This is a genomic window from Phenylobacterium sp. (genome assembly GCF_965284355.1).
Lineage (GTDB): Bacteria > Pseudomonadota > Alphaproteobacteria > Caulobacterales > Caulobacteraceae > Phenylobacterium.
The window spans coordinates 986,780-1,011,839 of sequence record NZ_OZ260078.1 but is presented as its reverse complement, the minus strand read 5'-3'; the positions used below and the strand labels follow the sequence as shown (position 1 = coordinate 1,011,839).

The 25,060-nt window shown below is 69.4% G+C and carries 22 protein-coding genes; 7 read left to right on the top strand and 15 right to left on the bottom strand.

The window, feature by feature from the left end; translation table 11 throughout:
- Positions 1–118: 118 nt before the first annotated feature.
- The 5 genes from ACQ66R_RS04925 to ACQ66R_RS04905 form a co-directional block, all read right to left on the bottom strand.
- Positions 119–1,498: a sensor histidine kinase gene (locus tag ACQ66R_RS04925; RefSeq protein WP_430419759.1), complete on the bottom strand. Its 1,380-nt coding sequence runs from the start codon at positions 1,496–1,498 to the stop codon at positions 119–121.
- Positions 1,499–1,773: 275 nt separating this feature from the next.
- On the bottom strand, positions 1,774–2,160 hold the full coding sequence (locus ACQ66R_RS04920) for a hypothetical protein (RefSeq protein ID WP_430419757.1): 387 nt from the start codon (positions 2,158–2,160) through the stop codon (positions 1,774–1,776).
- Between the two features lie 82 nt (positions 2,161–2,242).
- Entirely contained in the window at positions 2,243–3,898 is a 1,656-nt protein-coding gene (locus ACQ66R_RS04915; protein ID WP_430419755.1) for an ATP-binding protein, read from the bottom strand.
- Positions 3,899–4,003: 105 nt separating this feature from the next.
- Positions 4,004–4,726 (bottom strand): M20/M25/M40 family metallo-hydrolase, encoded by a 723-nt coding sequence (locus ACQ66R_RS04910; RefSeq protein ID WP_430426208.1) that lies wholly within the window; start codon positions 4,724–4,726, stop codon positions 4,004–4,006.
- Positions 4,618–5,664: a hypothetical protein gene (locus ACQ66R_RS04905; protein WP_430419753.1), complete on the bottom strand. Its 1,047-nt coding sequence runs from the start codon at positions 5,662–5,664 to the stop codon at positions 4,618–4,620. The genes ACQ66R_RS04910 and ACQ66R_RS04905 overlap by 109 nt, the downstream gene beginning before the upstream one ends.
- Positions 5,665–5,783: 119 nt before the next feature.
- On the opposite strand from ACQ66R_RS04905, the gene ACQ66R_RS04900 reads away from it, so the two are divergent.
- The 4 genes from ACQ66R_RS04900 (at position 5,784) to ACQ66R_RS04885 (ending at position 8,105) form a co-directional block, all read left to right on the top strand.
- Positions 5,784–6,047 carry a hypothetical protein gene (locus ACQ66R_RS04900; RefSeq protein ID WP_430419751.1) on the top strand — a complete coding sequence of 88 codons (264 nt, stop codon included), beginning with the start codon at positions 5,784–5,786 and terminating at the stop codon, positions 6,045–6,047.
- Between the two features lie 163 nt (positions 6,048–6,210).
- Positions 6,211–6,867: a hypothetical protein gene (locus ACQ66R_RS04895; protein WP_430419749.1), complete on the top strand. Its 657-nt coding sequence runs from the start codon at positions 6,211–6,213 to the stop codon at positions 6,865–6,867.
- A gap of 39 nt (positions 6,868–6,906) precedes the next feature.
- Positions 6,907–7,272: a phage holin family protein gene (locus ACQ66R_RS04890; RefSeq protein WP_430419747.1), complete on the top strand. Its 366-nt coding sequence runs from the start codon at positions 6,907–6,909 to the stop codon at positions 7,270–7,272.
- Complete coding sequence (locus ACQ66R_RS04885; protein WP_430419745.1) at positions 7,269–8,105, top strand: DUF3618 domain-containing protein; 837 nt, start codon at positions 7,269–7,271, stop codon at positions 8,103–8,105. The genes ACQ66R_RS04890 and ACQ66R_RS04885 overlap by 4 nt, the downstream gene beginning before the upstream one ends.
- Positions 8,106–8,166: 61 nt before the next feature.
- On the opposite strand, the gene ACQ66R_RS04880 is transcribed toward ACQ66R_RS04885, so the two are convergent.
- The gene (locus ACQ66R_RS04880; protein ID WP_430419743.1) at positions 8,167–9,276 is read right to left on the bottom strand and encodes a copper resistance protein B; all 1,110 of its coding nucleotides are present in this window, start codon (positions 9,274–9,276) and stop codon (positions 8,167–8,169) included.
- Entirely contained in the window at positions 9,273–10,985 is a 1,713-nt protein-coding gene (locus ACQ66R_RS04875; protein WP_430419741.1) for a copper resistance system multicopper oxidase, read from the bottom strand. The genes ACQ66R_RS04880 and ACQ66R_RS04875 overlap by 4 nt, the downstream gene beginning before the upstream one ends.
- A 68-nt stretch (positions 10,986–11,053) precedes the next feature.
- Here ACQ66R_RS04875 and ACQ66R_RS04870 point away from each other — a divergent pair, with 68 nt between their 5' ends.
- Entirely contained in the window at positions 11,054–11,767 is a 714-nt protein-coding gene (locus ACQ66R_RS04870; RefSeq protein WP_430419740.1) for a PepSY domain-containing protein, read from the top strand.
- Positions 11,768–11,883: 116 nt separating this feature from the next.
- On the opposite strand, the gene ACQ66R_RS04865 is transcribed toward ACQ66R_RS04870, so the two are convergent.
- The 5 genes from ACQ66R_RS04865 to ACQ66R_RS04845 form a co-directional block, all read right to left on the bottom strand.
- The gene (locus ACQ66R_RS04865; RefSeq protein WP_430419738.1) at positions 11,884–12,924 is read right to left on the bottom strand and encodes a hypothetical protein; all 1,041 of its coding nucleotides are present in this window, start codon (positions 12,922–12,924) and stop codon (positions 11,884–11,886) included.
- Between the two features lie 78 nt (positions 12,925–13,002).
- Positions 13,003–14,229: an MFS transporter gene (locus ACQ66R_RS04860; RefSeq protein ID WP_430419736.1), complete on the bottom strand. Its 1,227-nt coding sequence runs from the start codon at positions 14,227–14,229 to the stop codon at positions 13,003–13,005.
- Between the two features lie 89 nt (positions 14,230–14,318).
- Positions 14,319–14,942, bottom strand: coding sequence for a DUF4142 domain-containing protein (locus ACQ66R_RS04855; protein ID WP_430419734.1), 624 nt, complete (start codon positions 14,940–14,942; stop codon positions 14,319–14,321).
- A 63-nt stretch (positions 14,943–15,005) separates the two neighbouring features.
- Entirely contained in the window at positions 15,006–15,944 is a 939-nt protein-coding gene (locus tag ACQ66R_RS04850) for an aspartyl protease family protein (protein ID WP_430419733.1), read from the bottom strand.
- Complete coding sequence (locus ACQ66R_RS04845) at positions 15,941–17,008, bottom strand: beta-N-acetylglucosaminidase domain-containing protein (RefSeq protein WP_430419732.1); 1,068 nt, start codon at positions 17,006–17,008, stop codon at positions 15,941–15,943. Before ACQ66R_RS04845 ends, ACQ66R_RS04850 begins: the two co-directional genes overlap by 4 nt.
- 128 nt (positions 17,009–17,136) lie before the next feature.
- On the opposite strand from ACQ66R_RS04845, the gene ACQ66R_RS04840 reads away from it, so the two are divergent.
- Entirely contained in the window at positions 17,137–18,291 is a 1,155-nt protein-coding gene (locus ACQ66R_RS04840; RefSeq protein ID WP_430419730.1) for a saccharopine dehydrogenase family protein, read from the top strand.
- Between the two features lie 47 nt (positions 18,292–18,338).
- Here ACQ66R_RS04840 and ACQ66R_RS04835 read toward each other — a convergent pair whose 3' ends face one another.
- Entirely contained in the window at positions 18,339–19,796 is a 1,458-nt protein-coding gene (locus ACQ66R_RS04835; protein WP_430419729.1) for an MFS transporter, read from the bottom strand.
- Between the two features lie 129 nt (positions 19,797–19,925).
- Positions 19,926–20,672: a RadC family protein gene (gene radC / locus ACQ66R_RS04830; protein WP_430419727.1), complete on the bottom strand. Its 747-nt coding sequence runs from the start codon at positions 20,670–20,672 to the stop codon at positions 19,926–19,928.
- Between the two features lie 123 nt (positions 20,673–20,795).
- Between radC and ACQ66R_RS04825 the strand changes: the two genes are divergently transcribed.
- Complete coding sequence (locus ACQ66R_RS04825; RefSeq protein WP_430419725.1) at positions 20,796–21,470, top strand: PEP-CTERM sorting domain-containing protein; 675 nt, start codon at positions 20,796–20,798, stop codon at positions 21,468–21,470.
- 13 nt (positions 21,471–21,483) lie between these two features.
- On the opposite strand, the gene ACQ66R_RS04820 is transcribed toward ACQ66R_RS04825, so the two are convergent.
- Positions 21,484–25,056, bottom strand: a complete 3,573-nt coding sequence (locus tag ACQ66R_RS04820) for an ABC transporter permease/M1 family aminopeptidase (RefSeq protein WP_430419724.1) — start codon at positions 25,054–25,056, stop codon at positions 21,484–21,486.
- Positions 25,057–25,060: the final 4 nt, after the last annotated feature.

The window sequence follows — 25,060 nt, the reverse complement described above, 5'->3', positions numbered from 1 at the left end:
TTTGGACTCCTGTCGGCCGCTCTTCCGCGGTTGATCCGCCCAGCTTAGCCGCACCCGCGAGCGCGGCATCATCCATTTGGATTAAGCCGTCATCCAAACGGACTATGCCGTGGCCTGGTCAGACCTGGTCGGGCCGGGGCGGCGTCTCCAGGGGCGCGGTGATCCGGCAGATCACGCCCTGCGGCTCGAACAGCAGTTCGGCGACACCGTCGAGGTCGACGCGGACGCCCTGGGACAACAGGCGCGAGCCGAAGCCGCGGCGCTTGGGCGCCACGACGGGCGGCCCCCCGGTTTCGCGCCATTCCAGTTCGAACAGCACCCGGTCGTCCTTGCGGCGCGTCCGCCACGTCAAGGCGACCCTGCCGGCGTCGCCCGACAGCGCGCCGTACTTGGTGGCGTTGGTGGCCAGTTCGTGCAGCGCCATCGACAGCGCGATGGCGGCGCGAGCCGTCACGCGCACCTCGGGACCTGAGGCGGTGATGCGGGTCTCGTCGAAGGGCGCCAGCCCCACCTGGACGATCTCGCGCACGCCGGCGCCTTCCCAGTTCTCGCGGGTCAGGATGTCGTGGGCGGCCGAGAGCGAGACGAGGCGGGCGGTGAAGACCTCGCTCATCTCGGCGGGATCGCGCTCGCTACGCAGGGTCTGGCGGGCGATGGACTGCACGGCGGCCAGGGTGTTCTTCACCCGGTGGTTCAGCTCGTTGATCAGCAGGGTTCGGCGCTCTTCGGCCCGCTTGCGCTCGTCGATGTCGATGGCCGCCGACAACGTCTTGATGATGCGGCCCTCGGCGTTGCGCTCGAAGACGACGGCGCGGTCCAGGATCCAGCGGTAGGTCCCATCAGGGCGCAGCACGCGCAGTTCGAACTCCGACACGTCGCCGTCGGGGCGCTTGGCCAGATAGGCGAGACGGCGGGCCACATGGTGGAAGTCGTCCGGGTGGATCAGGCTGCGAACGAGATCGCCGCCGCCCGCGATCAGCTCCTGGACCGTGTGCCCGTAGACCGCCTCCGTGTTGCCGCCTACCCAGATGGAAGATCCGGTCTCGAAGTCGAAAAGGTAGTTGGCGCTGGGCGTGACAGAGTTGACCCGCGCCAGCTGTTCCTCGTTGGCGCGCGCGACGCGGTCCAGCGCCTGGGCGTCCGTCAGGTCATAGAGGCTAACGACGGCGCCGGTGACGCCCATGTTGCCGGCGGCGCGGGGCGCGACCTGGATGCGGACGTGGCGAACCTCTCCGGCCCGGTCGTCCAGTGTGAGTTCGAAGATGATCTGCTCGCCCTGCAGGGCCTTGGCCAGGGGCTCGCGCAGAACGTCCATCAGCGCGGGGTGGACGACGCTCTCGGCCGTCTCGCCCGTGGCGGGCGCGGGCTTCAGCAGCCAGCGCTGGAAAGCGGGATTGGCGTAGTCGAGAGCGCCCTCCGCATTCACCACCAGCGCCCCCCAGGGCGCCGCATCGGTCATCCGATAGAGACTGGCCCGGTCAATCGGCGCACGACCCATCTGCGCCTCGAGCTCTGCGACCCGGGCGGCGAGCCGCGCATTCTCAGCCTTCAGATCCTCTGGCGGTGACAGCCCACAAGCCCCGGAAAGCGATGCCCCAGTTGCGCGGCAGCGTAGCGTGGGTCGCGGGGAGTAGCGAGCGGTGATCCTGCGACCTATTCGCGAGCGCGAGGCTAGCCCGATGATCAAGCTAGTGTTTTGCCGCCGGCCGCCGCCGGAGCGCCCGCCGCCCGGAGGTCGTGGCGGTGGGCTCTACGCGGATCGAGATCAGCGGCCTAGCAGGGGTAGCGGCGCTCGATCGTCACGCGACGGCCGATGTAGGGATCGTAGACGCGCTCTCGTGTGATGCACGTGCGCTCCCGATAGCGGTACGGCCGGTCATTATAGCCGTAGCCGCCCGAGTACCGGTCGTATCGCGGATCGTAGCGGTAGCCGTTGTCATAGTCGTAGCCGCCGCGGTCGCGCCGCCCGCCGCCGCTGGACAGCGCCGCGCCCAGGGCGAGGCCCGCCACGCCGCCCAGGATGGCGGCTGCGACTTCGTCGTCCCCGCCACCGCGGTGGTGGCGATGGTGGCGACGGTCGGCGAAGGCCGGGCCGGCGGTCGCCAGGACTGCGCCCGCCGCGATGACGCCGGCCATGCTCGAGGTGAGGATCTTGCGCATATGTGCCTCCTGATCGGAGGCCAGTTGAAGCGCGGGCGCCATGAACCGTGCCTGAACGCGGATGTCAGCCGGAGCCCTTGGCCTAAGCCTGCGGCGGCGCGAGGGGGAGGTCGAACGTCACGCGGGTGCCGACGCCGACCGTCGAGTCCAGCTGCAGCGCGCCGCCGTGCTGCTGGACCAGCTCGGCGGAGAGCGACAGGCCGAGGCCCGTGCCGCGGCGGCGGCTCTCGGCGTCACCGGCCTGGGCGTAGGCGCGTCCCACCATCGGAAGATCGGCCGGCGAGATGCCGCGACCCTGGTCCGCCACGTGGATGACGAGCCGATCGCCCGCGATCTCGCCCGACACGGTGACGGCGCTGTCGGGGCCCGAGAACTTGATGCCGTTCGAGACCAGGTTGATCAGCACCTGCTTGACCGCGCGGGGGTCGGCCCAGACTTCGGGCCAGGGGCCCGGGGTGGACGCGACGGTGATGCCCGACTCCAAGGCCAGCCCCCGGACCAGGCGCAGGGCCTGCTCGACGACCTCGCCGCTGGGGATGCGCGCCGGGATCAGCTCCATGCGGCCCGCCTCGAGGCGCGCGGTGTCGAGAAGGTCGGTGACCAGATCGGAGAGGTGCGAGCCGGCCAGTTCGATGGACTGAGCATAGTCGACGTACTTCGGGTTCCCCAGCGGGCCATGCGCCTGCTTGGACATCAGGCTGGAGAACCCCACGACCGAGGTCAGCGGCGAGCGCAGCTCATGGGTCATGGTCGCCAGAAGCAGCGAGCGGGCGGCCATCGCATCCTCGGCCGCCTTGCGGGCGTGGGTGGCGTCTTGGAGCAGCGCGTCGCGGGCGGCCATGACGCTGGCCACCATGATCGGACCCAGGGCCACCAGCATCACGCCCAGGCGCAGAGACAGCATCGACATCGGCGTATCGAGGGATAGACCGAACGCCTGCGGATTGCTCCCGATCACCACCAGCGTCCAGACCGCGAAGGTGAGGTTCAGGATCGCCGCGCCGGCGCGACCGTAGGTGAGCGCGCACCAGAGCAGGGTTGGCACGGCGAACGCCAGCGCGCCGGGGCCGCCCATCAGGGGGGTGACCGTCAGGCTCAGCAGATAGGCCAGCAGGGGCGCCGCCTCGGCGGGGCGCACGCGCGCGAGGCGCCTGGGCCAGGCTGACGGCCGCAGCCGCTGGGGCGCGGTCAGGATCAGCGGCAGAATGATCATGTAGTTGGCGAGCTCGGTGGCCCCCCAGAAGAAGAAGACGCCAGGCGAGGCCTTCCCATGGAACAGGAAGGGGTGCGCCGCAGCCCCGGCGATCCCGACCGCGATCGACGCCAGCGCCATGATCACGATGACCGAGATCACCGACGTGGGCCGCCTCAGCGTCACGTCGTCCGGCTGCAGGCGCGACAGCAGCAGGAAGCCCACGATCACGCCGGAAAGGTTGATGCCCGTCAGGGCCAGGGTCCGGACGAGCGCGGTGCCGGTCGCGATGTCGGCCACGACGTAGGCGACCAGCGCGGCGAGCCAACCGGCGGGCGTCGCCAGCCGTGGCCAACGGACCATGAGCCCCAGCAGCACGGCGTTGGCAGGCCAGAAGGCGCTGAGGAGGCCGACCGGACGCAGCGCGATGCCCAGGAGGGCCGCAGCCAGCACCGCCGCCGCCACGATGAGCGGGCCGGCGATCCGGGCCCGCACGGAGCCGGATGCCGGTCGATCGGCGACCGAGACAATCTGGTCGGCGCTCATGACCCCACTACAACCTGGCGGATCCGGGCGGGGAACAAATCAGCCTGTCGAGCGGGGATCAACCCGCCACGGGGCGCCCTGCGACAAACTGTAACGTTGGCGTCCCTAGCGGCGCTGTGCCGCGCTCGCGGCGCGGACAGGCTTGAACTCGGACGAGGCGTTCCAGTCGGGCCAGGCTGTGGAGTTGGCGAGGTCGCGCCCCGCCTCGAACGCCAAGGTCACGTCGTCGGCCGCGCCCTGGTAGTTCTGGTCGGCGGCCCAGACGTCGCAGGTCTGGTGATAGCAGCGCGCGGTGTAGTCCTCGACCCACCTGTCGCCGGCGGCCCTGCCGCCCGAGACGAGGTCGGCGCCGCCGCTCATGCCCATGAAGAGCACCGTCGGCACGCCGCGCTTGGCGACCGAGAAGTGGTCGGCGCGGTAGAAGAGCGCGCGTTCGGGCCGCGGGTCGGGGGTGATCGTGCGGCCATGGCGGGCGGCGACGCCGGCCAGATGGGCCTCCAGTTCGTTCTGGCCCGAGCCCACCAGCACCACGTCCTTCGCCGGACCCGCGGTCTGCAGGACGTCGTAGGTGTAGTTGGCGACCATCTTCGAGAGCGACGCCTCGGCCTGCTGGGCGTAGTACTCGCTGCCCAGAAGGCCGCGCTCCTCCGCGGTCCAGGCCGCGAAGAGAATGGTGCGGTCGGGCGCCGGGCCGGCCTTGAAGGCGCGTGCGGTCTCGATCACGCCGGCGACGCCCACCGCGTCATCGACGGCGCCCGGGCGGATCGTCTTGCCGGTCGGATCAGCGGGATCGACGCCGTAGGCATCCCAGTGGGCCGTGTAGAGGATGGTCTCGTCGGGATGCGTCGTGCGCCGGGCAGGGCGGCCAGGACGTTCTGGCTCTTCAATTCGGTGACGGTGTTGCGGTAGTTGGCCGAGAACGTGGCGCCCTTGAGCGCGACGGGCGTGAACGCTGCGGTCCGGGCGCGGGCCTTCTCGGCTTCGAAGTCGAGGCCGGCGTCCTTGAACAGCTGGACCGTGAGGTCGCGCTGGATCCAGCCCTGCAGCAGCAGCTTGTCCTTGGCGGGATTCTTGCGGACCACGTCGTAGCTCTCGCCGTTGGGCGCCACCACCGTATTCCAGCCGTAGGCCGCGCCGGCCGTCTCGTGGACGATCAGCATGCCCAGCGCGCCTCGACGGGCGGCCTCCTCGTACTTGTAGACCCAGCGGGCGTAGAAGGTGGCGGCCTTGCCCCCAAATTTGCCCGCCACCGGATCGAGCGAGGTCGCCTCGAAGTCGGGGTCGTTGATCAGGACGACGGCGATCTTGCCCTTGAGGTCCACGCCCTTGAAATCGTCCCAGCCGCGCTCGGGCGCGGTGACGCCATAGCCCACGAACACCATCGGGGCGGCGCGGATCGCGACGCGCTCGACCGGCCGCAGGGTCTCGATGCGCAGGTCCTTCTGGGTCGCGAGCGCCGTGGCCTTGCCGTTGACGGTCAGGGTGAACGCGCCGCCGGGCTCAGTCTGGTAGCGGCGTAGCGGCACCTCCTGGGTCCAGCCGCCCTTGTCGCCGGCCGGCTTCAGACCCAGCGCCTGGAACTGACTGACGATGAAGTCGATGGCGCGGGGCTCGCCGGGACCGCCGGGACCCCGCCCGGCATAGGGCTCGGATGCGAGCTCGCGGGTGATGTCGGACAACCGCTGCGCGGAGATCGTCTGGGCCTGCGCGGCGCCGGCGCCAAAGATCAGCAGGGAGAGGACTGGAGCGATAAAGGGACGCGTCATATTTCTCGTATAGTGTGTATCGAGGTTGGCCGCCTCGGGTTTGACGCGGTGGCTGACGTCTAAGGCTTGCAGGGGCTGTCGCCGCGAGGCACATGCACCGGAGAGTTAGGGTGCGACCGATGGGAATCTTCGACGACGCGACGCGCAAACTGACCGGCGACGGTTTCGGCCGGCACGTGAAGCCCGAAGGGTTGGCGGGCCCGTTCGAGATCTACGAAGGCTATGACGAAAACCCGCTGAGCCGGATGCGGCGCCTCAGCCGCTCGGCCCGCCGCGGGCTCCAGGCGGCGATGGACCGCGAAGCCCTGGCGATGGGCGCGATCGGCCTCGCCGTCGGCGTCGCGATCGGCGCGGCCCTGATGCATCGGCGCAGCCGCCGCTAGCGCCGCAATTTCGGGCCGCTATGTCGGGCGGCCGACGTTCCTCCTGAAAAAAGAGACGCTTGCGGCTTGGCCGTAGGCGCCGAAACGCCAGAGCTGCGTTTAGCCCTCCAGGCGCGCGGCCGACGCTGCGACGCCGCGGCGTCCCTGCCTGGCGGAGAGCAACATGAGCGACATCCCGACGAACAGCACAGCGCCTACTGGCCGTAGCGCCCAGGCGAAGGAATTGATCGGCCAGGCCGGCCAGACCCTGAAGGCCGAGGCGAAGAGCTTCGCTAACGTCGCGCAGGATCGCGTCCAGGCCGAGGCCAGGCGCGGAGCCCAGGCGGCGACCAAGACCCTGGGCGACTTCGCGAACGCCGTGCGCCGCGCGGGCGATGAGCTGGACCAGAATGACCAGACTCCGGCCTCGCGGCTGGTGCGCCAGGCGGCGGACGGGCTGGAAAGCCTGTCGCGGAACCTGGCCGACAAGGAGCCCGGCGACCTGATGAACGCCGTGCGCGACTTTGGTCGCAAGAACCCGGCGGCTTTCATTGGCGGCGCGGTTCTCCTAGGGCTGGCGATCGGGCGATTTGCGCGGGCCAGCGAGCCGGCCTCGACAAGCGGCCTCGGCGACGCGGACCTGACCCTGGCCGACGCCGACATGCAGGACGCATCGCCGACCGCGGCGTTCAGCGGCGGTCTCGCCGCTCCGCTTGTCGAGGACGCGGGTGAGTTCAAGGCCTCCGACGCCGATGCCGACCCGGCGCTCGCCGGTGACGATGGGACGTCGGGCCTGGGTGAAACCTATCCCACGACGACGCCTCCCACCGGAGGCCGTTAAGCCATGGACGGCGGCGGACCCTCGCCGAGAGGGGCCGGCTTGGCCGACCTCCTGGGCCAGCTTGGCGGCGATATCGCGGTCCTGGTGCGCAAGGAAGTCGAACTCGTCCGGGCCGAAATTTCGGAGAAGCTGAGCGCTGCCGGCAAGGCGGTCGGCGATATCGCCGCCGGCGCGCTGTTGCTGGTGGCGGCGCTGCTGGTGCTGCTGCAGGCGCTGGTGCTGGCGCTGTCCAAGATCATGGACCCGATCTGGGCCTCGCTGCTCGTCGGCGCCGGTGTGGCGGGCGTCGGCTACGTGCTGGTTCGCGCGGGCATGAAGGCGATCTCGCTCAAGGGGCTGACGCCTGACCGCGCGGCCCGGCAGCTCAAGAAGGACGCAGACCTCATGAAGGGGAACCCCCAATGACCAAGACACCCGCTGAGCTGGAACTCGAGGTCGAGGACGCGCGCGGCCGCGTCGATCGGACGGTCGAGGCGCTGAAAGACAAGATGCAACCCAAAGAACTGTTCGATGAGGCGACGAAGATCATGGGCGGAACGAGCAACAAAGTGCTGACGACAGCGGTGGAGCAGCTGCGCGAGAACCCCATCCCGATCGCGCTGATCGGCCTGGGAGTCGCATGGCTGGCCATCGGCCAGACCCGCCGCGCGACCGGTTCGGCGGGCTATCCCGCCGGCTACTATCCGGTGCACGAGGGCTACGATGAGGACGAGTCCCTCCGGGCCCGTGTGAAGGCCAAGGCCGAGCAGGCCAAGGCGCGGCTGGCCGAAACCGCCGAGCAGGCCAAGCAGCGGCTGGCGAGCGCGCAGCACCAAGCCGGCGACCGCCTGTCGGCGGCGCGGCACAAGGCGTCCGAGTACGCTCACGTCGCCCAGGACAAGGCCGGCGAGTACGGGCGCATGGCGAAGCGGCGCTTCGACGACACGCTGGATCATGAGCCGCTGGTGATCGGCGCCATCGGCCTCGCGGTCGGCGCGGCGATCGGCGCGGCGCTACCGGCGAGCCCTGTCGAGCGGCGCTACTTCGGTCCCGCCCGGACCAAGGCGGCCGACGCGGCGAAGGCCTCGCTCGACCAGGTCAAGGACGTGGCCCAGCGCGCCTATGAGCAGGTGAAGGACGAACTGCATCGCCAGACCGGCCCGGAAGGCGACGGCGCAACCCTGGCTGAAAAGGCCCAGGCGATCGCCGAAGCCGGCGCTCGAACGGTCAAGGAAGACCTGGAAGGGCGCGCGCACTAGCGCGACCAGGGCCTCTGCCTCCCGAGCCTAGGGAGGCGGAGGCCGCGCCCCTGGGCGGCCGCTAGAACCAGGCGCGCAGGCCGACCACGAGGCGGGTGTCGCTGCGGGACTCGCCGGCGAGCCGGGCGAGGTCGGCGGTATCGCCGAGTTTGCGCTCCCAGTTCACGCCGAGATAGGGCGCGAACTCCGGGGTGAAGGCGTAGCGGAGGCGCAGACCCAGCTCCAGGTCGGTGACGCCAGAGCCCACGCCGATGGCCCGGTCGCGACTGGCGGCGAGATTGAGTTCGCCGCGGGGCTCGAGGATCAGCTGCTGGGTGAGGCGCAGGTCGTACGAGCCCTCCAGACGAGCCGAGATGTCGCCCTTGTCGGAGAGAAAGGCCTGGGCGCCGACTTCGAACCAGTAGGGGGCGAGGCCCTCGACGCCGAGGGTCGCGTAGGTGCGGCGGGGACGGGGCTGGAAGTCCTGACGCACGCCGACCTGCAGGTTGAAATAGGGCCCGATGGCGCGCGCATACAGCGCCTGGACCTCGGCGGCCTCAAGGTCATCCCCGGCGCCGTCGCCCTCGGTTTTCAGCATCGCGCGGTGGATATCGCCGCCGTAGGAGGCGCTGGCTTCCCAGCCGTAACCTGTGCCGTCACCGGTGGGGCGGATTTCGGCCGTTTCCACCATCACCGTCGTCCACCTCATGACGCCATGTTCCCGGCGCAGGGTCTCGCGAGCGGCGGCCATCACCTGAGGCGGGAAGATGCGGTCGGCGGCGTGGTCGGCCGGAATCGGCGGCGGCGGTGCGTTGCCCGCGATGCCCGGGGGAGCCGACATGTTGTGGCCGGCGCGCGGGTCGGCGCCCTTCGCCTCGGGCATCCGGTGACCCGCATGCGGGTCCGTCGAGCCCCGTGGGCTCGTCTCCGGCATCCTGTGTCCCGCGTGCGGATCGGCAGGTTGCTCCCCGGCCACGGGCATGTTGTGGCCGGCGTGCGGATCGGCGCCCTTCGCCTTGGGCGTCTTGTGACCCGCATGGGGATCGGATGCGGCGGGCGGCGCGGGCATCATGTGACCGGCGTGCGGGTCCGCCGCGGTCGCCTCAGGCGTCCTGTGGCCCGCGTCGGGATCTGGGGGCTGGGCGAGGGCGGGGGTCGCGAGCGCGGCGGCCAGGATTGCGAGGCGGATCACGCGGCCTCTCCATCCAGGGGGCGTACGGTCACGACCTTGAACATGCCGGCGTGCATGTGCAGCAGCATGTGGCAGTGGAACGCCCAGTCGCCGGGCGCGTCGGCGGTGAGGTCGAAGGTCGCCTTGCCGCCGGGCATCACGTTGATCGTGTGCTTGCGCGGATGTTGGCCGGGATGGCCGTTCACCAGATCCATGAAGTGCCCGTGCAGGTGGATCGGGTGGTTCATCATGGAGTCGTTGACCAGGGTCACGCGGACCCGTTCGTCGCGGCGGAAGGGTATGGGTTTGGTGATCTCGCTGAACTTCTCGCCGTCGAAGGCCCACATGAACCGCTCCATGTTGCCGGTCAGGTGGATATCCATCGAGCGCGACGGCGGGCGCGTGTCGGGGTTCGGCTGCAGCGCTATGAGGCTTGCGTAGGTCAGGATGCGACCGGGCTCGGTCTCGAGGCCGGTCGGGCGGTCGGCGACCCGATCGACGGGCATCGGCGAGATCATCTGAACGCCGGGGCCCTGGCGCACCTGCGGCGCGTTCTTCGGGTCCAGCATCGACATCGTGTGCCCGCCGCCGCCATGGTCCATGCCCGCGTGACCGGCCATGTCCATGCCCATGTCCTTCATCGTGAGAATCGGGCGGGCGCGCAGGGGCGGCGCGTCGGCGACAAGGCCGGGGCGCGGCGACAGCGTGGCCCGGACCAGGCCCGAGCGGTCGGCCGCCTCGGCCACCAGGGCGTAGGGCCGATCCTCCGTGGGCGTAACGATGACGTCGTAGGTCTCGGCATTGGCGATCTGCAGCTCGTCGACCTCGAGCGGCCGCACATCCTGGCCGTCGGCCTGGACGACGGTCATGGCGAGACCCGGGATCCGGACATTAAAGAGGGTCATGGCGGCGGCGTTGACCAGCCGGATGCGAACCCGCTCGCCGGGCGTGAAGAGGCCGGTCCAGTTGTCCTGGAGGCCGTGGCCGTTGGCCAGGTAGTGGTAGGTGGAGGCCGTTACGTCGAGGATGTCGGTGGCGTCCATTCGCATGGCCGCCCATTCGACCCGGTCCTTCAACCACTGGTCCTTGCCCGCCAGCAGCCCCGCCACCGTCTGCTTCTGTCGGTTGAAGTGGCCCCCCTCCTGCTTGAGCTTCTTCATCAGCACGTGGGGGTGGGTAAAGCTGTAGTCCGACAGCACGATCACATGCTCGCGATCGTAGGGCTGCGGCTCGGCGCCCTTGGGGTCGATCACCAGCGGCGCGTAGTGACCCTCCAGCTCCTGGAGGCCCGAGTGGCTGTGGTACCAGTAGGTCCCGGCCTGAACGATGGGGAACTCGTAGACGAAGGTCTGCCCGGGCTTGATGCCGGGGAAGCTGACGCCCGGCACCCCGTCCATCTGGAAGGGCAAGATCAGGCCATGCCAGTGGATCGAGGTGTCCTCGGACAGCCGGTTGGTGACGGCGATGCGGACGTTCTGGCCTTCCTTGAGCCGGATCAGCGGGCCGGGGACCGTGCCGTTGATGGCGATGCCGTGCCCCGCGCGGCCGTTGATGCGCAGGGGCGCATGGTCGATCGTCAGCGCGATCTCTTTACCCGACAGCGTCTGGCGGGGCGTGATCCCGGGCGTCTGGCTCCGCGCCCAGCCGGGCAGGGCACCGGCGGCGCTCAGCGCGGCGGCGCCGGAGAGGACCTGTCGTCGGTCGAGAAAAGCGGGGGCGCGGGGGCGCATGCTGGCGGGACCTAGGCTCTACTGGTGACGGGAATCGGGCGCCGCTGCGCCCGCTCGGGGGATGCGTGATGCTCAGGCTGTCGACCCAGATCCATAAATGGCTGGCGCTGATCGTCGGTCTTCAGGTGCTGGGCTGGGTGCTGGGCGGCGTGGTGATGACCGCCATCCCGATCGAGACGGTGCGCAGCGAGCATCACCTCGCCAAGTTCCAGCCGGACGCGCTGCCGGCCGAGGGGCTCGTGAACTATCACCAGGCCGCCGCCGCCATGGGGGTCACGCCGGTGGAGGCGACGTTGAAGTCCACCCTGCGCGGACCGCTCTGGGTTCTGAAGGACGCCGACGGCGCAAGCCACGTGGTCGACGCGGCGACGGGCCGGCACGTGACGCCGCTTCCGGCCAAGGAGGCGCGGTTCCTGGCGGGCGCGCAGTACGAGGGCAAGGGCCGGCCGGGGGGCCCGCAATGGTTCGCGACCCCGCCTCAGGAGGCGGGCAAGCCCGGGCCGTTGTGGGCCGTCGACTTCGACGATGCCGAGAAGACGCGCTTCTACATCTCGCCCGAGACCGGCGAAGTGGTCAGCCGGCGTTCGAACGTCTGGCGGCTCTATGACGCCTTCTGGCGCATCCATATCCTGGACTTCAGGGACGGCGAGAACTTCAACCATCCGCTGATCATCGCGGCGGCCGTGCTGACGCTGCCGGTCGTGATCACGGGCCTGATCCTGCTGTGGATCCGCCTCGCGCGCGACCTGCGGGGCGCGCTGGCGCGGCGTCGCAACGGTTAGGCGCATCGGGCGGTCCGATCGGGGCGCTGGGATCGGCATACTCTCGCGTTCCACCCCCGCGTTCCCAGCGTCGCAGGCAACGCAGATAGGGCGGCTGAGGCGTGGAGGGAAGACGACTACTCGCCGTCCTCGCGGGCCGGGCCGAGGGCGCCCGCCTGATCGCGGCTCTGCTTCTCGGTCTCGCGGGCGCCGGCCAGGATGCCCTCCATGGCGTAGTTGCCCTCGTGGCAGGCGTATTCGTAGACCGGCCCCTTGGTGGCGTTGAACGCCACTTCGCCCGAGATCGGCGCGGTATAGGCGCCGGGGTCGTCGACGGTGAACTTGTAGCGGATCTTGTCGGGGCCGATCCGGGTGAGCCACTCGGTGACCTTGACCTTGTCGCTGGAGCCGCCGCGCAGGCCCTGTTCCGGACGCAGGTTGATGGTCTCGACGACCAGGGTTTCGCCTTCCCACCGGCCGATGCTGTCGCCCATCCAGGTCTTGAGGTTGGACGGGTGGTGCTGGGCGTTCAGGCGCACGATGCGGGTGTCGTGCACCATCTCGACCTGGAACAGGACCGCGTCCTTGGTCTGCACGATCTCATAGACGTTGTTGTAGTAGCCGTTGGGCAGCATCGGCGGGCCGGCCGAGGAGCCGAACGACAGGATGCAGCGCTCGCCCAGGCCCCGCGCCTCGGGGCCGTCGGCGCCGCCGAACGTGCGACCGCGGCGGCGCTCCATGGCTTCCCGGGTGGGCGGCGGGAACTGGCCGTTGGCGGGCGAGATCAGGATGGACGTGCGCTTCTCGCCGTTGAACTCGACGAGGTTGGCCTCGCTGTCCTTCCAACCCTGGTTGTAGCCACAGTTCAGCCCGGAGATCCCGTCGGGGCCGCAGTCGGCGTTCTTGAGGTCGGTGACCTTAGCGTCGGGCGGGGTGGGCGCGTCGGCGCGGGCGACCATCTCGGCGTTGGCGTTCTCGATCGCCGCGGCCTCGGCCGGCGTCAGCACCAGCCGGTCGCCGAAATTGGCGGGCCGGGTCAGCGGCGTGATGGTGGCGTTGCTCCACACGCCTTGCAGGTCGGGCTGGCCGTGGGCGGTGCGCGGCGCCTTGTAGTCCGCGGTCGCCGCCGGCCCGGACAGGGCGGCGAGCGCCACGGCGAACAGCCCTGGACGCAGCATCGTGAAGCCTCCCAACAAACCGGTTCTTCTAGACCGCTGCGGGGCAGGATAGGCCGACTGCGCGAAAGGGGAAGGCCATCAGCCGGGGTCGCGGCCGGCCCTCAGCGTCTGTGACGCCCGCCAGCCCAGCCAGGCGGCCGGCAGCATCCAGAGCCCCGCTGAGACCAGCGGAGCCCAGGGGCCGATACCGGAGAACAGCGCTCCGCCCACGATCGGGCCCGCGACCCGGGCCAGCGAACCGGAGGCGCTGGCAGCACCAAGCACGGCGCCCTGGCGGTCGGGGTGGGTGGCGCGCGACACGATGGCGGTGGCCGCGGGCTGCCAGAGCGCGTTGCCGACCACGCCCGCGCACAGCAGGACCGAGGCGACCAGGGCGGTCGGCGAGATCGCCATGGCGGCGTAGCAGACCGCGGCCAGCAACGCGCCGATGACGATGGTGGCGCCGGCCCCGAGCTTGCGCACGGAGAAGCCCGCGATCGCGCCCTGGCTGGCCGCGGCCGCGACCCCGGTGAACGCCATCAGCAGGCCCACCTCTCGCGGGCCCCAGCTGAAGCGGGAGTCCAACCACAGGCCCAGGTTCGACCAAAGCGACGAGGAGGCGAAGAACGCGAAGAAGATGACCCCGAACGCCCGCGCCGAGACGGGATTGCGGAGGCCTTCGCCGACGGCCGCAAACGGGTGGCTGCGCGGGGGCGGCGGGCCGTCGAGGCGGCGGCTTTCCTTCACGAACGCCAGGATGCCGACGATCGCCAGCAGGCAGAGGCCCGAGGCCACCAGCAGCGGCGGCCGGAAGCCGGCCGCCCCCAGTTCGGGACGCGCGAGCAGGCCGCCCAGCGCCGGTCCCACCACGAAGCCCACGCCGAACGCAGAGCCGATCAGGCCCAGTCGTCCCGCCAGCTTCTGGGGCGGCGAGACGTCGACGATGTAGCCCTGAATGGCCGACATGTTGCCGGCGAAGAATCCGGCGGCGCCGCGCGCCAGGACGGCGATCCAGATCCCGGGGGCGTAGGCCAGGGCCAGGTAGCCCACGGCGGAGCCGGCGATGGTGATCAGCAGCACCGGACGGCGGCCGATGCGGTCCGACATCCGGCCCCAGAACAACTCGCCCAGGAACTGCCCGGCCGAGTAGGTCGCGAACAGCAGGGACACCTGCCAGGGCGGGGCGTTGAAGGCCGTCGCGAAGAACGGCAGCAGGGGGATCACCACGCCGAAGCCGATCAGGCTCAGGAAGACAAGCAGCAGCAACACCGGGACGGCGCCCGGCGCCGAGCGCGGGTCTGAGGTCTCTGGCTGTGCGATGGTCACCCGGAGGGCTTATCAGGCCGGACGCGATCGTCAAAAAGGAACGGGCCGCGCCCCGTCACAAGGCGCGGCCCAGGTCTGCGGGGAGAAATCTACTTATTGGCAGGGGCGGCCGGTGCGGCCTGCAGCTTCTTCACCTGGTCGAGGTGGCCCTGGATCTTGGGCACGGCCTTGGCGGCGGCGGCCTTCAGCCCGGCGTCTTCGCCGTTGTCCGCGTAGCCCTGCATCAGGGTCAGCGCCTCGGAGTGGGCGGCGTCCTGCTGGCTCAGGTAGACCTGGTCGAATTCGGCGGGGTTGGCCGCATTGAGGTTGTCGATTAGGCCCTTGCGGCGTTCGTCGAGCCCGGTGGGCAGCGTCTTGCCGGCCGCGGCGACCAGGGGCTTCATTTCCGCCGACAGCGCGGCGTGATCGGCAGCCATCATCTTGCCGAACGCCTTCACGCCGGCCGACTGGCCCTTCTTCTGGGCGATCTCGCCGGCCTGGATCTCGTACATGTCGCTGATCGCGGCGTTGGTGACGAAGGCGTCGGTGGAGACCTGGCCCATGGTGGCGGCCGAGGTGGCGCCGACGGCGGCGCTGGTCGCGTCCTGGGCGGTGTTGACGGCGTCGTTGGTCGTGCCGGGGTCAGCCGGGTTGGCGGCTTGGTCGGTCTTCTGGCAGGCGGCCAGGGTCAGCGCTGCGGTCGCAGCCGCGGCAAGGATGAAGGCGCGTTTCATGGATGCTCTCCCGTTGGGATTTGTGGGGAGCCGAACGGGTCGCCGCCGGGGTTGTTCCCGGGCTTAGCGGACGATCATCAACGCGGGCTGGACGAGGTGCAGGCGATCGGCCGCCAGATCGAGCGCCATCCGGTAGCGCGAGAACAGTCCGGTCCCCAGCAGACCCGACGGCGCGGGCGCGTTGGCGGCGGGGCGGTACACCTGAATGTCCACGTCGCGGAGCGTCAGGTTGCCGATCGTGACGGCGCGGGCCGTGACGCGGCGGTCCAGGCTGAGGCCGCCCAGACTGACCGAATGGGCCTGGCTGATGGCGCGGCCGGGCGCGAGCAGCCCCGCCTCACGCGCCGCGTTCTCCGACAGGGCCAGGACGCCGGCCGAGCCGGTGTCGACCAGCACCTCGATCGGCGCGGCGGCCTCGACCTGGACCCGGATCATCGGGCCCCGGCCCCCATCGGCCAGCACGATGGTGCGGGCGTCCGGCGGGGGCGTGTAGGCGCCGGGGGCCAGAAAACGCACCCGGCGCAGCGGGAAGTCCGCCTCGATCACCACGCGCCGCAGCAGGTCGCGACCGATCAGCATCTGGAACTCACGGCCCGTGGCCTGGGCCAACGGCGCCAGATCGAGGGCCGCGGCGCGCAGATCCCCGACGGCCAGGCCGGGCAGCGCCAGGTCGAGCCGGACGGTGTGGGTGAGCATGGGCCCGCCGCTCACGCCGAACGCGATCAGTGGGGCGGCGACGTTGCGTTCCAGCTGCAGTCGCTCGGCCAGCGCCCGGTCGACGGCGCTGAACTGTGCCCCGGAATCGATGACCGCATGGATCGGCGTCCCGTTCACGGCGACCGCGATCTCCATCATCCCGCCGTGCGGAATGGGCTGCCAGGGGGTGTCGCGGCCGTTCTGGAAGCGGGGCGTCAGCGGCGGCCAGGGCAGGCGGTCGCGCACGAGGAACAGCCCGCCCGCCGCGGCGGCCACGCCGATCAACAGCGACCGGCGCCCGATCACTGGGTCTGCAGCTCGTCGGCGCCGATGGCGAAATGGCCGTCCAGCCAGGCCACGATCTCGCGGGCGGCCGCATGGTCGAAGGCGGCGAAGCGGGTGCGCAGGCGCTGGTGCTGTTCCGGCGTGATCCCGCCCAGGCCGGCGTCCTCGAGCAGGAGCAGGGTGCGTTCGACGCCGTCCGCCAGCTCAGGGCCCAGGACGTCGTGCGCGGCGCGCCGGAACGCGGCCAGGTACTGGTAGTCCGCCCCGTCGCGATAGCTCTCGACCAGCGTCAGCGCCGGGATGCGCGAGAGCACCGCCTGGGAGGCGGTGTTGATCCCGTGGGCTGCGATCTCCGCGCCGATGGCGGCGGGCCGGCCGGTGAAGGCGCGCAGGTGCAGATGCGGGCTCATGCGCGGGCCGTCGTTGACCGGATAGTTGTCCCAGAGGAACGGCTTGCGCCGCATCTGCTCGGCCACGCGGGCCAGGTGGCCGGGCGAGAATTCAAGCGCGCAGACCTCCTCGCCGGTCCACATCAACTCGATCTTCGGATCCAGACCGGCGCCGAGGTCTTCCAGGTAGTTCGCCGGGCGCTGGCCGAAGACGCGGTCGAGCACCGGGTCGTCGGTGTAGTAGCTGGGGCAGGCGATGACGCGGGACGCCGCCGTGCGCGCCGCGATCCAGTGGATGATCTCGACCTGTCGCCCGGCCAGTTCGGGCAGGTCGCCTTTCATGTCGTCGAAGAACACGCCCAGATCGGCCAGACCCAGGCTGTCCAGCTGGTCCAGCTTGGCGGCGAGGTCGGCCTTGGCGGCGTTGTCGAAGTTCAGGAACAGTTCGTAGGGGCTCAGGCCCACGCCGAACCGCACGCCTGTGTCCCGGCAGACCTGCGCGAAGGCGGCGAGCTCTCCGAGCGTGGCGTCCGGATAGGGCTCGCGCCAGCGGCGGCGCAGGTGCGCATCGATCTTGGGGGCGTAGAGGTAGAAGCCGTACCCGGCCGGGGCCAGGGCGCGGACCATGTCAGCGCGATCCGCCCAGGTGTAGGGCCGGCCGAAGAAGCCCTCGATGATGCCGAGCTCGGGTGTCATGCTCCCTGAATAGCGGTTTCTATCGGCTTCGCCACCGCATGGCGGCGTCGCAAGCCGGGCCTCGCGGCTATTGAGATGACGGTGTAAATTTGTAAGGTCGCGACCCTCAAGCGGAAGGACCTCTCCCCATGAACCCGAACGCCGAGTTCGACCTGATCGTCTATGGCGCCACCGGCTACACCGGCCGCCTCGTGGCCGAGCACCTGGCGCAGCGCTATGGCGTGGGCGGGGAGGTGAAGTGGGCCATGGCGGGCCGCTCGCAGGCCAAGCTGGAGGCGGTGCGCGACGAGATCGGGGCGCCCAAGGACACGCCGCTGGTGGTGGCCGACGCCGACGATCCGGCGCAGCTGGACGCGATGGTGAAGCGGGCCAAGGCGATCATCACCACGGTTGGACCCTATCAGCTGTACGGCGACGCGCTGGTGGCCGCCTGCGCCAAGGCCGGGACCGACTATCTCGATCTGTCGGGCGAGCCCAACTGGATGCGCAAGATGATCGACGCGCACCATGAGACCGCCAAGGCCTCGGGCGCCCGGATCCTGCATTCCTGCGGCTTCGATTCGATCCCGTTCGAGGCCGGCGTCTGGTTCTGTCAGGAGACGGCGAAGGCGAAGCTGGGCGGCGTGGTCCCGCGCGTGAAGGGCCGGGTGCGGGGCATGCGCGGCGGCCTGTCGGGCGGCACGGCGGCCAGCGGCGCGGCGACCATGGCGGCGATCCAGAAGGACCCTTCGCTGCTGGCGATCATGATGAGCCCGTTCGGCCTGACGCCCGGCTTCGAGGGCCCGGCCCAGCCGGCCGGCCAGACGGCCGAGGAGGACCCGGACGTGGGCCCGGTGGCGCCGTTCATGATGGCGGTGATCAACACCAAGAACGTCCACCGCTCGAACTTCCTGATGGGCCATTCGTACGGCGCCGACTTCGTCTACGACGAGATGGTGATGGGGGCGCCCGGCGCGGGCGGGCCCGGCTTTACCGACCTGGGCAGCATCCCCGGCGGCCCGCCGAAGCCCGGCGAGGGCCCGACCAAGGAAGAGCGCGAGGCGGGCTTCTACGACATCCTGTTCGTCGGCATCGCCAAGGACGGCCGCCAGGTGCGGGTCTCGGTGAAGGGCGACAAGGACCCGGGCTATGGCTCGACGTCCAAGATGCTGGCCGAGACGGCGATCGCGCTGGTGCGCGCGCCTGACGTGCAAGGCGGGGTGCTCACTCCCGCGGCGGCGCTGCAGGGACGCCTGGTCGACCGGCTGCAGGCGCATGCCGGCTTGAGCTTCGAGGTGGAATGAGGCGGAATCCCCGGGGGCGCTGACGGCGCGCCCGGGGCTCCTTCAGCTCAGGAAACCTTGCGGGCCTCGGCGAGCTTGCGGAGGTTTTCCTCGTGGTCCGAACGGCTGAGCTTGTAGGTGCTCATGATGGCGATCATCGCCAGCCAGATCGACAGGATGGTGGGGACATACAGCGCCCCGAACCTCCACAGCGTCTCGTCCGACACCTGATCGGGTGAGGCGCCGGTCGGGAACCCGGACAGGGTCAGCACGAAGCCGGCGGCGATCACGCCGACGCCCTGGACCGTCTTGCGGATGAAGGTGGAGGCCGCAAAGAACAGGCCCTCCGAGCGGCGTCCGGTCCGAAGTTCGGCCTGCTCGACCAGGTCGGCCAACATCGACGACGACAGGATCTGGAAGCAGATGATCAGCCCGGTGTCGATCATGGTGGTCAGGACCACGACCGGGAAGTTGAAGGCCGGGTCGTCGGGCAGGACGCCGAACAGCTTGAGGGTGACCGGCAGGGGCGCGCCGAGGAAGGCGACCAGCCCGATGATGATGGCGCCGCGCTTCTTGCCCAGCGTGCGGGTGATGTAGGGCGCCATCAGCGAGCCGATGATCGCCGAGCCGAAGACGCTGAACGTGATCCAGCCGATCTGCTGCGGATCGAAACGCCAGAAGTAGATGCTGAAGTAGAAGGCCAGCGCCGCCGACAGTCCGGTCGCCACCGCGCCCAGCAGGGCGGCGAAAAAGAGCGAGACGAATGAGCGGTTCACCAGCGTCTCGATGATCTCGCGGAACACGGCGCCCAGGGTGATCCTGCGCTTGGGCGGCGGCGGCTTGAGATGACGGATCCGGGAGTGTGTGCCGCCGGCCGAGACGATGATCGCCAGGAAGATCAGCGCCGACGAGATAATGCCGTAGAGCTCATAGGCCTCGCGGTTGAACCGTCCGTCCGGGATGGTCGCCGTGACGAACATCGGGAACAGCGCCATGAACATGAGCACAGACATGACGTTGCCGCCCGTCCAGCCGAAGTAGAACCGGAAGCTGAGCAGCGAGCTTCGCTGGTCGTAGTCATCGGTCAGTTCCGGCGCGAGCGCCGAACTGGGCGTTTCGTAGAAGGTGATGAAGGTGCGGATCAGCACCGCCATGACCAGCAGGTAGACGAAGAGCGCTTCGTCCGACCAACCCTGCGGCGGGTTCCACATCAGGAAGTAGGTTGCCGCGACCGGGATGGCCGAGGCGTACATGAACGGGTGGCGCCGGCCGAACCGCGAATGGAAATTGTCGGACCAGTAGCCGACGATGGGATCGCTGATCGCGTCGATCACCAGGGCGGTGGTGATGGCGAGGCCCACGAGGCGCGCGTCGACCCCGATCACCTGGCTGTAGAACAGCAGCAGGAAGTAGTTGAAGCCGTTGTCTTTCACACCATAGGCGACGGACCCGAACCCGTACGCCAGCTTGGTCCAGACCGAAGGCGCGCCCGCAGGCGCAGTTCCGCCTTCCATCGCACTCGTCATGCTTCCTGCCCTGTCGTCCTCGGCGCTTGCGACCGTTGGGGCCATAGTTCCGGCGGGGCGTGGCTTTGTAAACCGATCGTTCAAATCATCGGTCTCGCCGCCCTGACGCCGGGCCGACCGAAAGCTCCGCTACATCAGCCCCAGCGCCTTGAAACTGGCGACGCCGTCGCGGCCCACCACCAGGTGGTCGTGGATGGCGATGCGCATCGGGCGGGCGGCGTTCACGATCTCGCGGGTCATGTCGACGTCGGCGCCGGACGGGGTCGGGTCGCCCGAGGGATGGTTGTGGACCAGGATCAGCGCGCTCGCCGAAAGCTCCAGGGCGCGGCGGACCACCTCGCGCGGATAGACCGGGGCGTGATCGACGGTGCCGCGGTTCATGATCTCGTCGGCGATCAACTGGTTCCTCTTGTCGAGGAAGATCACGCGAAACTGCTCGCGCGCCTCATGCGCCAGGGCGGTCTTCACATAGGCCAGCAGCGCGGCCCATGACGAGATCACCGGGCGACGGACCACCTTCTCCCTGGCCGTACGCAGCGAGGCCTCGTGCATCAGCTTGAGGTCCATGGCGACGGCCTCGCCCACGCCCTTGACTGTCCGAAGCTCCTCTGGCGTCGCGCCCAGGACCCCGCCAAGCGAGCCGAAGCGGGCCAGAAGCTGCTTGGCCAGCGGCTTCACGTCGCCGCGCGGGATCGCGCGGAAGAGCAGCATCTCCAGCAGTTCGTAGTTGGGCAGGGCGGCCAGGCCGCCGGCGGCCGCGCGCTCCCGAAGCCGCTCGCGATGGCCCAGGTGATGCGCCGCAGTCGCCGGCGCCGGCGGCGTGCGCCACAGGTCGGGCTGGGGGGCGGCGTCTTCGACGGCGTGGGGACGGGCCATGGTGACGCCAGTTGTTCCGCAATTGTTCCGATCTGGCAAGTCCCTCAACCGACGCCCCCAATCGGGGGATGCCGCGATCGCCGTCACGCCGCACCCTGTGGTCACAAATGGGGGGTGCTAGTGATGAAGACGGGTACGGTTCTTGGAGTTCTGGGGGCCGCCGCCGCGGTGGCGGCCATTGCGATCGCCGCGCCGGCGCGCGCTGCAGAGATCAATCCGCTGGGGTACACGTTCAACGGCGCGGCCACGGACTGCGGCACCTATTGCTACACCGACAGCACCGGCCAGGAGCTGATCGACGGCGTGCTGGGCAACGAAGGCTGGGGCAACCCGCCCGAGCCGTGGGTCGGCTGGACCGACTCTGTGGTGAACATCGATTTCGACTTCGGGTCGCTGATCAGCTTCTCGAGCATCGCGGTGGGCACGACCCAAGACGATCCGACCGACGTCGTTCTGCCTTCGCTGGACCTGTTTTCGTCGAACGACGGCGTGACCTGGACCAGCCGCGGCTCGATCTTCTCGCCGCCCGACACGGCCAACAACCGCAACTACCTGTCGTCGGCGCCGCACGGGTTTCTGACCTTCAGCGGCCTGGGTTTCACGTCGCGGTTCGTCCGCCTGGCCGCCACGAACATGGGGACCGATAGCAGCACCTGGATCTTCATCGACGAAGTGGACTTCGCCGGGGCGCGCGCCTCGGGCATCGTGCCCGAGCCGTCGGCCTGGCTGCTGATGCTGACCGGCTTCTTCGCCCTGGGCGGCATGTTCCGGGCGGCCCGGCCGGCCTTCTCCGACTAGCTGCCGGGCGGGCTCAGCCGCCCGACACCCGGATGGCGTTGTCGTCCGAATTGCGGTCGATCTGCTTGTTGTAGGGATCCACACCCGCGAACTTCGGCGGCTTGTCCACGGTGACCGTCAGCCGCTGCACGCCCGACCGGAGCGGCACGGCGCGGAGGGACAGCACGTTCTTGTGCGCGAAGCCCGGCTTACCGGGTTCCGCGTCGAACACGCCGATGTCGAACACCTCGCCGGCCGGGATCGCCACGGCCGTCTCGGCACCCTTGCCGTCGGCATAGGCCTTCTTGGCTTCGATCTCGAGGACGACGTCATAGCGGCCGTCGGCGCGCGCCTTCACCTGGGCGGTGCGGGTGCGCAGGTCGTAGAGGGTGATCTTCTCGAACAGGTCGGTGATCAGCTGCTGGGCCACGGGATCGGGCCCCGCCTGCGTGCGCAGCGCCGCCACGAGGTCGGTGGAGCGCGGGTAGGGCGCGCCCTTGAAGGCGTACTGCTGAAGCAGCTGGCGCAGGGCCGCGTTGACCTTGGCCTCGCCGATCCGGTCGCGCAGCAGGTACATGACCAGCGAGCCCTTCCGGTAGTGAACGTAGGGCTGATCCTCGACGCGGTAGAGCGGCAGCTCCTCGACCAGCTCGCCGGAGCGCGAGCGCAGGTAGCGGTCCAGCTCGAACTTCAGGAACTTGCGGATGCCGTCGGCGCCGTAGGTCTTCTCCATGACGATCAACGCCGAGTACTGGGCCAGCGTCTCCGAGAGGCTGGTGGCGCCCTGGACGTCGGCGCCGACCACCTGGTGCGCCCACCACTGGTGGGCCAGCTCGTGGGCCGTGACGTAGGTCACGTAGTCGATCTTGTCGGGCTTGGTGTTGTCGGTGACGAACCCGATCGCCTCGGAGTAGGGCATGGTGTTGGCGAACGCCTGGGCGAAGGCCTCGTAGGCGGGGAACTCGATGATCCGGGCCTGGCGGAACTGATAGGGACTGAAATTGGCCTGGTAGTAGTCGAGGCCGGTCTTCAGCGATCCGATCATCCGGTCGACGTTCCAGGGATGCTGGGCGTCGTAGTAGATGGCCAGCTCGACGCCCTTGTAGACCTCGCGCTTGATCGCGTAGCGGGCCGACTGCACCGAGAAGAAGTCCAGCACCGGGGCCTCGGTGCGGAAGCGGATGGTGCGCCGCCCGTCACGCGTGGTGTCCGAGGTGATGTAGCCCGGCGCCACGGGCGTCTGGCTGGCGTCGGTGGTGACCGTGATGTCGGCGTTCACCCAGTTGGCGTCTGCCACGTAGTTGCGGGCGAGGCCGTTCACGTCCTCCAGCTTGGGCGGTCGCAGCTGGGGCGGCAGGCCGTACTTCCGGCGTTTCGCGCGGTCCTGCAGCATCCCCATGCGGCTCATGCCGATGCTGGGGCCGAACTCGAAGTTGTTCACGAACGTGCCGTTGTCGACGATGCGCGTGGTGTTGCCGCGGTTCCTGAAGCCGCGTTGCTGCATGACGGTCTCGAACGACAGGGCGGTGCGCTCGCCGGGCTGGAGGGGCCGGTCGAAGGTGAAGATGCGGTAGTTGAACTTGTCGAACGTCCGCACGCGGCTGGCGCCGTTCACCGCCATCTGCAGGGCCTTGGTGTCGCGCGCCAGGCGCACGTGCAGCTCACGGATCGGCACGCCGGTGTCGTTGACCAGCTGGTAGACGCCCTCGGTCTCGAGCCGGGGTTGATCAGGATAGAGGTCGAGGTCGAGGTGGACGTCGGTGACCGACGGCTGGGGCAGCTTCTCGTACTTCAGGAAGGCCTTTTCGTAGTCGGCCTGCCATTCCTCGTCCTGGATGTTGGTGCGGTATTCGTTCCACACGTTCGTGTTGATGAAGATGTAGATTCCCAGGCCCACGAAGCTGCCCACGGCGACCGCGCCGACGATGCCTGCGAAGCTCAACATCCGGCGCGGCAGACGCTTCAGCCGCGGCAGGAGCCGGACCTCGGTCCCGCGGCGCCACAGGCCGTAGATCAGCACCAGCAGGATCACATGGAAGGCGGTCCAGTAGGCGCGCTGCCAGGCGGCGAACGTCGCGAAGTCGCCCTGGCCGTTCATGTCCGACAGCGGGACCACGAACATGATCGGCTTGTTGTAGAGCCTGTGCTCGAAGCCCAGCTGGGCCAGCGTGATGGTGGCGATGATGTAGAGGACCATCAGGCCCCAGCCGATGAACTTCTGCGGCGAGATCGCCTGGAAGAAGACGGCCAGGATCGCGACCAGCGTCCAGTCCAGGGCCATGGGCAACACGTACCAGAAGACGTACTTCTCGAGCTGGACGTCGAAGAAGCCCTTGGAGACCTGGACGGCGACGCCGGCCACGGCGCTGACCAGCAGCGTCACGATCAGCACCAGGGCCAGCGCCAGGGTCTTGGGGACGATGAAGGTCCAGTCGGGGGCCGGGGTGGCGTCGATGATCTCGTGGGTCTTGCGGTCGCGCTCGCGCCAGACCAGTTCGCCGGCGTAGTAGATGGCGATCACCACCACGACGAGGGTGAAGCTGCCCTGCAGGTTGGTGATCACCCAGCGGGTGACGGGGTAGAGCGCAGCCCCCTGAAGCTCGGCCCCGAGCAGGAGGCCGCCGGCGGCGTTGAAGAGGCCGATGAACACCAGGATCACGAAGGCCGGGCTCTTGAACACCTGGCCCATCTCGAAGTTGGTGCGTTCGAGCAACTGCGGGATGGCGGCGGCGCGCAGGTTGGGCCGCGCCAGCGGCTTGGGCGTCGGCGGCGGATCGGTCGCAGCCTTCTGGGCCTTCCTCGCGTGGCCGCCGCGCGTCTCGAAGCGATAGACGAAATAGGCGATCGCCAGGATGGCCAGCGCGACCGGCGTCCAGATCAACCGGTTCCAGAGCAGCGGCCCGGCGATGGGGGGCATGATCGAGTTGGCCTCGGAGGCCGTGTAGTACCGGGTGGCCAGGTCGAAGGCGGCGAGGCCGAACGGCTCGACGTAGGCGGCGAACTGCAGCTTGTCGGGATCGGCCAGGAGGGCGTTGCCCACGAGGTAGGCCACGAGGAAGGCGGCGACCCCCAGATAGGTGGCCATCATCGATCGGGTGGCGGTGGCCAGCGAGAAGAAGATCGCCGAGGTCAGGAACAGGCCCGGCAGCACCAGCCAGAAATAGGCGTAGGCGTAGTGGCCGACGGTGTTCGGCCCCATCGTCTCGGGATCGACCCAGGGCATGATCGAGCCCACGAGGATACCCAACGGCGCGAACAGGAACGAAAGGGCCACCGCCCCGAAGGCTCCGGTGAAGCGGCCGTACAGGTAGTCGAACTTGCCGATCCGCGTGGAGCGGATGATCGGCCCGAATCCCGTCTCGTCGTCGCGCACCACCACGTTCGCCACGAACGCCGTCGAGGCGAACATGAAGAAGATCGTCATGGTCAGCAGGATCTCGCCCATCGCGCGGGGCGAGTTCTTGTGAACGTTGCCGCCTGAGCCGATCGAGATCACGTCGACGGCCGTGGCCGCGAACACCAGCAGGAAGAAGATCAGGCCGACGATCCAGAAGATCGGCTGGCGGAGCTGGTAGCGCAGCTCGAAGGCGGCGATCTTGCCGAACATGGGC